This is a genomic window from Dietzia sp. SLG310A2-38A2 (assembly GCF_014145095.1).
In the GTDB taxonomy this organism is placed as follows: Bacteria; Actinomycetota; Actinomycetes; order Mycobacteriales; family Mycobacteriaceae; genus Dietzia.
On the sequence record NZ_JAALDX010000171.1, the window covers coordinates 1 to 7908 of the forward strand.

General features: G+C 71.3%; 7 protein-coding genes. 6 read left to right on the plus strand and 1 reads right to left on the minus strand.

Annotation, left to right across the window (positions count from 1 at the left end; genetic code table 11):
- From G6027_RS06790 to G6027_RS06805, 4 genes are all read left to right on the plus strand, one after another.
- Positions 1 to 1615: VWA domain-containing protein (locus G6027_RS06790; protein WP_346995648.1), on the plus strand; the 1615-nt coding region annotated here is incomplete at its 5' end.
- 25 nt (positions 1616 to 1640) lie between these two features.
- Positions 1641 to 2804 (plus strand): iron-containing alcohol dehydrogenase, encoded by a 1164-nt coding sequence (locus G6027_RS06795; protein ID WP_241726889.1) that lies wholly within the window; start codon positions 1641 to 1643, stop codon positions 2802 to 2804.
- Entirely contained in the window at positions 2801 to 4162 is a 1362-nt protein-coding gene (locus G6027_RS06800; protein ID WP_182636511.1) for an ATP-binding protein, read from the plus strand. The genes G6027_RS06795 and G6027_RS06800 overlap by 4 nt, the downstream gene beginning before the upstream one ends.
- Positions 4159 to 4830, plus strand: coding sequence for a response regulator transcription factor (locus G6027_RS06805; RefSeq protein WP_182636512.1), 672 nt, complete (start codon positions 4159 to 4161; stop codon positions 4828 to 4830). The genes G6027_RS06800 and G6027_RS06805 overlap by 4 nt, the downstream gene beginning before the upstream one ends.
- A gap of 163 nt (positions 4831 to 4993) precedes the next feature.
- Here G6027_RS06805 and mftM read toward each other — a convergent pair whose 3' ends face one another.
- The gene (gene mftM, locus G6027_RS06810) at positions 4994 to 5827 is read right to left on the minus strand and encodes a mycofactocin oligosaccharide methyltransferase MftM (protein ID WP_182636513.1); all 834 of its coding nucleotides are present in this window, start codon (positions 5825 to 5827) and stop codon (positions 4994 to 4996) included.
- Positions 5828 to 6041: 214 nt separating this feature from the next.
- On the opposite strand from mftM, the gene G6027_RS06815 reads away from it, so the two are divergent.
- Positions 6042 to 7565: an aldehyde dehydrogenase family protein gene (locus G6027_RS06815; RefSeq protein WP_182636514.1), complete on the plus strand. Its 1524-nt coding sequence runs from the start codon at positions 6042 to 6044 to the stop codon at positions 7563 to 7565.
- A 32-nt stretch (positions 7566 to 7597) separates the two neighbouring features.
- The coding region (locus G6027_RS06820) for a DUF779 domain-containing protein (RefSeq protein WP_182636515.1) at positions 7598 to 7908 on the plus strand (311 nt) is incomplete at its 3' end.

Below are 7908 nucleotides of genomic sequence, written 5' to 3' on the forward strand. Positions count from 1 at the left end.
CCGACGCGACCGGGGCCTCGACCTCCGCGGCGTTCGGGGCGGGTCGGGCGAGAAGCGTGGCCGGGCGCGGGACCGGCCGACGATGACAGCCGGGACGGGGTCCCACGTCTCGCCCCCGGACGTCCTCGACATCGTCTCCGTGGCGTTCGGGCGGCTGCTCAGGGAACACGGGGTGGCGGTCTCCCCGGCCGAGGTGGTGGAGGTGCGGACCGTCCTCGCACTGGTGGGGACCTCCCGGCCCGAGGTGCTGCGGCCGGCGCTCCGTGCGGTGACGGTCAAGTACCAGCGGGAGAACCGGGGATTCGACGCGGTCTTCGACCGCGTCTTCCTCGGTCTGCTGGAGGCCCGGGCCGAGGACGCCGGAGGGTCCCGAGGCGATGCCCCGCAGGTGGGGGCGCTGCCCGACGAGCTGGAACTGGACTCGGACGGGTCCTCGCCGTTCACCCCGTCGGACCTGGATCCGGCGGAGATCGGTGACCTGGTCGAGGGCGACGAGACGGCCCGTCGCGACGAGGACATCCACTACGACGACTCCGATTTCTCGACCGCGACGGGCGAGGAGGAGTTCGCGGTCGAGGAGGGGGCGGAGCGGTGGCAGTCCTCGGTCACCTACGAGATCGAGGTGGACCGCGCGTCGTCGGACCGGGTGGGGGAGATGGGGTCCTCCGCCATCTCGGTGTCCGGTGACGAATCATTGGACTTCGCGGACGCACTCGACGTCCTGCAGACCCTCGACGGCTATGACGCCCGACAGGTGTACGCGGGGCACGGTGACGACGGCGGGGCCCCGGCGGGCGAGCAGGTGGGGATGTTCGTCGACGCGGTCGTGGAGTTCCTGAGGAACCTTCCGGACGACGTCGCCGACGGCCGTGTCGACGACGACGAGCTCCACGGGGGCCCGGAGGCGTTCGACAGCGGGGACCTCGAGCGCGCGTCACACGAGGTGATGCGCCGGATCCGGGGTGCCCCCCGCCGGCGCTCCCGACCGTTCGCCCGCGGGGTGCTCGATTCGCGCTCCACCCTGCGTCGCGCCTGGGCGACGGACGGCGAGGCGTTCACCCTCATGAACCGCACGCGTGTCCCCGGACCGCTCAAGCTTCTGATCCTGGTCGACGTGTCGCTCTCGGTCCGTCCCGTCACCGGATTCGTGCTGCGGCTGGCCCAGAGCCTGCACCGCAAGGTCAACCGGTGTTCTGTCGTCGCCTTTGTCGACCGACCCGTCGACGTGACCGACCACCTCCTGTCGTCGACCGGTGCGGATGCCCTGGCGACCGTTCTGGCCGCCCCCGGTCTGGATCTCGAGGCCAGCAGCGACTACGGGCGGATGTTCGCCGAGCTCCTCGACCGGCACGGCGACCTGATCGACGCCCGGACCTCGGTCCTCGTCGTGGGTGACGGGCGGAGCAACGGCCTGGATCCGCGGGAGGACCTGGTGGGGCGGATCAGCAGGCGGGCCCACCGGATGGCGTGGATCACCCCGGAGGCCCGGAGGTACTGGAACCGGCCCACGTGTGGGCTGAGCGCGTACGCCCGGCACCTGGACGGGGTGGTGACCGCGCGCGACGCCGCAGAACTGTCCGAACGGGCAGGTCTGCTGGGAAGCTCGCTCGCCTGACATGACCCGGGCCTATCGTGTGGTCATGTCGTCGGAAGGCCGGGTGGCCAAGTTCCACGCGCCGGAGATCCTCTTCGGCTTCGGTGCCCTGCCCGAGGCCGCGACGGCCGCCATGGGGCTGGGCGCACGCCGTCCCCTCGTCGTCACCGATCCGTGGCTCGAACTCACCCCGTGGCCGGGCACGGTCGTCGACGCGCTGAGGGCGCGGGGCGCCGAGCCGGTCGTGTGGTCCGACGTCCGGCCGAACCCGCGGGCGTCCCAGATCCTCGAGGGCGCGCTGACCTATCACTCCTCGGGGTGCGACGTCATCGTGGCGGTGGGCGGCGGCTCGGTGATCGACGCGGCCAAGGGGGTCGCGCTCGTCGTCTCCAACGGCGGACACGTCCTCGAGTACGAGGGGGTCGACCGGGTCCGGCTGCCGCTGCCCCCGGTGGTGGCCGTGCCGACGACGGCCGGCAGTGGCGCCGACGTCTCCCAGTTCTGCGTGGTCAACGACTCGGACCGGAGGACCAAGGTGACCATCGTGAGTCGCTCGCTGGTGCCGGACGTGACGGTCATCGACCCGGCCACCCACGCGACCGTCCCCGAGGACGTGCGGGCGGCCACGGCGATCGACGTGCTCTCGCACGGGGTGGAGGCCTACTTCTCCCGCGCGGCGGGTCCGTTGACGGACTCCCACGCCCTGCGGTCCGTGGAGCTGTGCGCGCGGTCGCTCGACAGGCTCGGGGGCGGCGAGAGGCACGGCGACGGGCAGCTGGAGGACATGGCGCTCGCGTCCCTCGAGGCGGGAATGGCGTTCAGCAACGCCGTCCTCGGGGCGGTCCACGCGATGAGCCATCCGGTCGGCGGCCGGTACGACTCGTCGCACGGTCAGATCAACGGGGTCCTGCTGTCCCACGTCGTCCGGCACAACGGGATCGTCATGCCCGCGGACCGCATGTCGGACCTGGCGCGCGCCGCCGGGGTCGCCGTCGGGTCCCGGGGTGGCCAGGTGACGGACCGGGTGGCGGACCGCTTCCGGGACCTCGCGGAGGCGGTCGGGATCCCGTCGGGGCTCGCGCAGCTGGGGGTCCGTGCCGAGGACATCCCCACGTTGGCCGCGCACGCGCTCGACGATCTGTGCATGGCCACGAATCCGCGTCCCGTCACCCTCGAGGACGTCGAACGACTGTACCGGGAGGCGTCATGACCGAGGGGCCCACGGATCTGGACTCCCTCCTGGGCCTGCGGTCGGTCAAGAGGAGCTTCTTCGACCAGTACCGGGCGGCGGAGTCGAGGCTGCGCCGCTCCATGCACGCGCTCGATCGTGTCTCCGGGGCGCTGGTGCGGACCGCCGAGGGGCCCGAGGAGCTGATGCTGTCCGTCCTCAGGGTCGCCTACGACCAGCTCGACGCCGAGTGGGCGCTGGTCGCCCTCCGGGACGGTCAGCTCCCGTCCGTCGAGCCACGGCACGTCATCGTGGACCCCGAGGGGCGGTTCGTCGCGTTCGAGGGGCGGGATCTGGCGCCGGTCCCGGAGGGGCTGCCCAAGGGTGTGGTCAACGTGCTGCTCGCGGTCCTCCGCGGAGGCCGGTCCACCGAGGTCGCGGAGGCCGGAGGTCCCGACGCGGTGACCGTGCCGCTGATCCTGCACGGCGGGGTGATCGGGGGACTGGCGTCCTGGCGCCACCCCGGGCGGCCGGCCGACGACATCGACACGGTGGTCCTGCGGATCCTCGCCGCGCAGGCGGCCGTGGCACTGCACAACTCCGTGCTGTTCCGGGACCAGGAGACGTTGCTCGCGCGGGCGGAGGAGGCGTACGAGGAGGCCCGGGGGCACGTGGTGGAGCTGTCCCGGCGGAACTCCGAACTGGAATTGGCCCACCGGGAACTCGACGCCGCGCATCGCCAGCGGATCCTCGACGTGGAACGGTCGCGGATGGCCCGGGAACTCCATGACAGTGTGTCCCAGCTCGTCCTCGGCGCGGGGATGCATCTCCAACTCGGACTCGATGCGGTGGGACAGGCCGACCAGCAGCGGCCGCTGCTCGAGAAGGCGGTGCACCTGACCGACCAGGCCGTCGAACAACTGCGGTCGGTGATCTACGCCCTGCGCACGATCGATGACGGGCGGTTGAGCCGGCTGATCGAGGACCTGTGCCGCCTCCACGTCCCGTCGAGCATGACCACCGAGGTCTGGGTGCTCGGCAGCGAGGTCCCGACGACCCCCGGGATCGAGCACGAGCTGCTCCGGATCGCCGGCGAGGCGCTCTCGAACGCCGCGAGGCATTCGCGGGGGAACGGCGTGGTGGTGACCCTGGACTTCGGTGACGAGGCCGTGGGACTGACTGTGGAGGACGACGGGGTGGGGCGACCGGAGGACCTGCGGAACCTGCTCGAGGGCGTGCGGACCGGCTCCCCCGAGGAGCGTCACGGTCTGGTCAACATGAGGGAGAGGGCGGAGCTGGTGGGAGGAGTGATGCGCATCGCGGAGTCCGACCTGGGCGGGGTGGCGATCACGGTGGTGGCGCCCGGCGTCGACGGCCTTGGTCGGCGGCCGGTCCGATGACCCCGCCGGCGGCCGGCCCCACGACCCCACCGGCGACGATCCGCACCGTGCTGGTGGACGACCACGCCGTCCTGCGTGAGGGACTGCGACTGATGCTGGAGCGGGAGCCCGACCTCGAGGTGGTCGGCGAGGCGTCGACCGCGGACGCGGCGCTGGAGGTCATCAACTCGACCCGCCCGGACGTCGCGGTGATCGACCTCAAACTCGGGAGCGGCTCCGAGCTCGACGGGTTGCGGGTCTGTGCGGCGGTCCGGGACCTGTTCCCCGACGTCGCCCCCCTGGTGCTCACGACCTTCCTCGACAAGGCGATCGTCGTGCGGGCGGTCCGGGCGGGGGCCCGGGGATACGTGGTCAAGAACGTGGACGTGACCGAGTTGGTGACGGCCGTCCGGTCGGTCTCGGCGGGGCAGAGCGCCTTCGACACCCGGACCGCGTCCATGGTGCTCGACGCGCTCAAGGGCGTGGGCTCGGCGTCCGAGGCCCTGTCGGCCCGGGAGATCGAGGTCCTGAAACTGCTGGCGGAGGGCATGTCCAACAAGGAGATCGGTCAGGCGCTGTTCATCTCGGCCACCACCGCCAAGTTCCACATCAGCAACATCCTGCGCAAGCTCAAGGTCTCGCGGCGTGCCGAGGCGGTGTACGTGGCCAGTCGGCAGGGCCTGCTCTGACCGCCTCCGCCGACCCGCCCTGACCGGCGCCGACCCGCCCCAACGGGAAGAGCGTTCCGCACACCCTCTTCTCGGCAATCGTGTGCGGAACGCTCTTATCGATGGGGTCGGGGTCGGGGGTCGGCGGCGGGGCCTCGGCGGTCGGGGTCGGCGGCGGGGCGGGTCATCTGTCCACCACGAGCCACCCGCCGTGGTGCTGGTCGACCCGGGTCCGCACACCGGAAGCCCAGCGGTCGCCGACAGCCTCGATCCGGGCGGCGAGGGCCGTCAGCGTGGGGATGTCGAAGGTCCGGACATGGCCGTACTGGGCCACGGCGACGGACTCGAAGGGCACGGCGATCACCAGGCGTCGCCGCGCCAGACGGAGTGCGTCGCGGACCATGTCCCAGCCGGCGTCCTCGTCGAGGTGCTCGAGGACGTGGACGAGGTAGACGGTGTCCGCGGCGTCCGTGGCCAGGGGGGTCGTCCGCGCGTCGAGGCAGACGGGGATGGGTAGGGCGGCGCCGGCGGGTGCGCAGGTCCGGAGCAACCCGAGGACGGCGGGGTCGAGGTCCACGGCGATGGTCCTGACACCCTCGCGGGCGAGCCGCAGGGACAGGAACCCGAAGCAACATCCGATCTCCACCGCGGAGTCGCCGACCATCTCCGCCACCGCCCGGTCGTGGACCGGGGAGAACGGGCAGACGCCGCTGGCCAGTGCCGAGATCGACGACCGGTAGTAGGCGGACCAGCACTCCTGCCAGCTCCCGTCCCGGCAGGTCACGAGCGCGGTCACGGCCCGGTGGAACTCGTCGACGGTGTGCAGGACCCCGGTGGCGAGCAGATCGCGGGACATGGCCGGGATCAGCGCCTCGCTGACCTCGTCGTCGTCGAGGTCGTGCCCGATCCGCACCCGACGGTCGTCGGCGATCACGGTGAACGCCCCGAAGCGCCGGCCCGGTCCGCCCCGGATCGCCGAGATCGCCCGGCTCGTCCCGCGTGTCGCTGTGGTCTCCATGGGGGCAGACGGTAGGGCGGCCGGGACGTCCGCGGCGAGAGGATCCGGTGGATTCCGGCAGGTCGAACGGGTGGGGCCCTGCCCGGTCGGGCAGTGGACGCACGCGATCGGCCGGGGTCGCCCGTCGTGCAACGTTGCTGCAACCCTGCCGCGCATAGTGTTCTACATCACAGCGACGACCACGGGGGTCGCGCGGAGGAGAAGGAGGGGCACCATGCCCGTTTTCGCACAGCCCGGCGCCGATGGTTCGGTGATGTCCTACGAGGGCCGCTACGAGCACTTCATCGGCGGCGAGTGGGTGGCACCCGTCAAGGGCCAGTACTTCGAGAACGTCACCCCGATCACCGGCCAGGTCTTCTGCGAGGTCGGCCGCGGCACGTCCGAGGACATCGAGGCGGCCCTGGACGCCGCGTGGGCCGCCGCCCCCGGCTGGAACGCCGCCTCCGCCGCCGAGCGGTCCCTGGTCCTGCTCCGGATCGCCGACCGTATGGAGGAGAACCTCGAGGCCATCGCGCTGGCCGAGTCGTGGGACAACGGCAAGCCGATCCGCGAGTGTCTGGCCGCCGACATCCCGCTGGCGATCGATCACTTCCGCTACTTCGCCGGCTGTATCCGCGCGCAGGAGGGCGGGATCTCGCAGATCGACGAGGACACCGTGGCGTACCACTTCCACGAGCCGCTCGGCGTGGTCGGGCAGATCATCCCGTGGAACTTCCCGGTCCTCATGGCGGTATGGAAGCTCGCCCCGGCACTGGCCGCGGGCAACTGCGTGGTGCTCAAGCCCGCCGAGCAGACCCCGGCGTCGATCCTGTTCCTCATGTCGGTGATCGGCGACCTGCTCCCGCCGGGTGTCGTGAACGTGGTCAACGGTTTCGGCACCGAGGCCGGCAAGCCGCTGGCCTCCAACCCCCGGATCCGCAAGGTCGCCTTCACCGGCGAGACCACCACCGGGCGCCTGATCATGCAGTACGCCTCGGAGAACCTCATCCCCGTGACCCTCGAGTTGGGTGGTAAGAGCCCCAACATCTTCTTCGAGGACGTCATGGACGCCGACGACGACTTCCGTCAGGCCGCGCTCGAGGGCTTCGCGATGTTCGGCCTCAACCAGGGCGAGGTGTGCACGTGCCCCTCGCGTGCGCTGGTGCAGAAGTCCGTCTTCGACGAGTTCAGCGAGCTCGCGATCGAGCGCACCAACAAGATCACCCAGGGCAACCCGCTCGACACCGACACCATGCTCGGTGCGCAGGCGTCCAACGACCAATTGGAGAAGATCCTGTCCTACATCGACATCGGCAAGCAGGAGGGTGCGGACGTCCTCACCGGCGGCGCCCGGGCCGAACTGGACGGCGACCTCGCGGGCGGCTTCTACGTGCAGCCGACCGTGTTCCGCGGCCACAACAAGATGCGGCTGTTCCAGGAGGAGATCTTCGGGCCGGTGCTCTCCCTGAGTTCGTTCACCGACTTCGACGACGCCATGACGATCGCCAACGACACGCTCTACGGCCTGGGCGCCGGCGTGTGGTCGCGCAACGGCACCACCGCCTACCGGGCCGGTCGCACCATCCAGGCCGGCCGGGTGTGGACCAACACCTACCACCAGTACCCGGCCCACGCGGCGTTCGGCGGCTACAAGCAGTCCGGCATCGGGCGCGAGAACCACCGCATGATGCTCGACCACTACCAGCAGACCAAGTGCCTGCTGGTGAGCTACTCGGGCAAGCCGCAGGGCTTCTTCTGAGCCGCGGCGGATCAGAGGAGGAGGGACCGGTCATGGACGATGTCTGCGGACTCCCCTCGGGCGGGAGCGTTCCCATCGCGGCGCGCGCCCTCCCGCCGGAGGCGGCGCCTCCCGGTCTCCCGCCGCGCGTCGTGGTCACCGAGCCGGCCGCCGAACTCATCCGTGAGCTCGTCGGCCGCCACGGCCCGGTGATGTTCCACCAGTCGGGCGGGTGCTGCGACGGGTCGGCACCGATGTGTTACCCCGACGGTGAGTTCCGCGTGGGACAGCGCGACGTGCTGGTGGGGGAGGTCGACCTCGGCGCGGACGGTCCGTCCGGAGCCGACCGGTCCGGACCACCGGA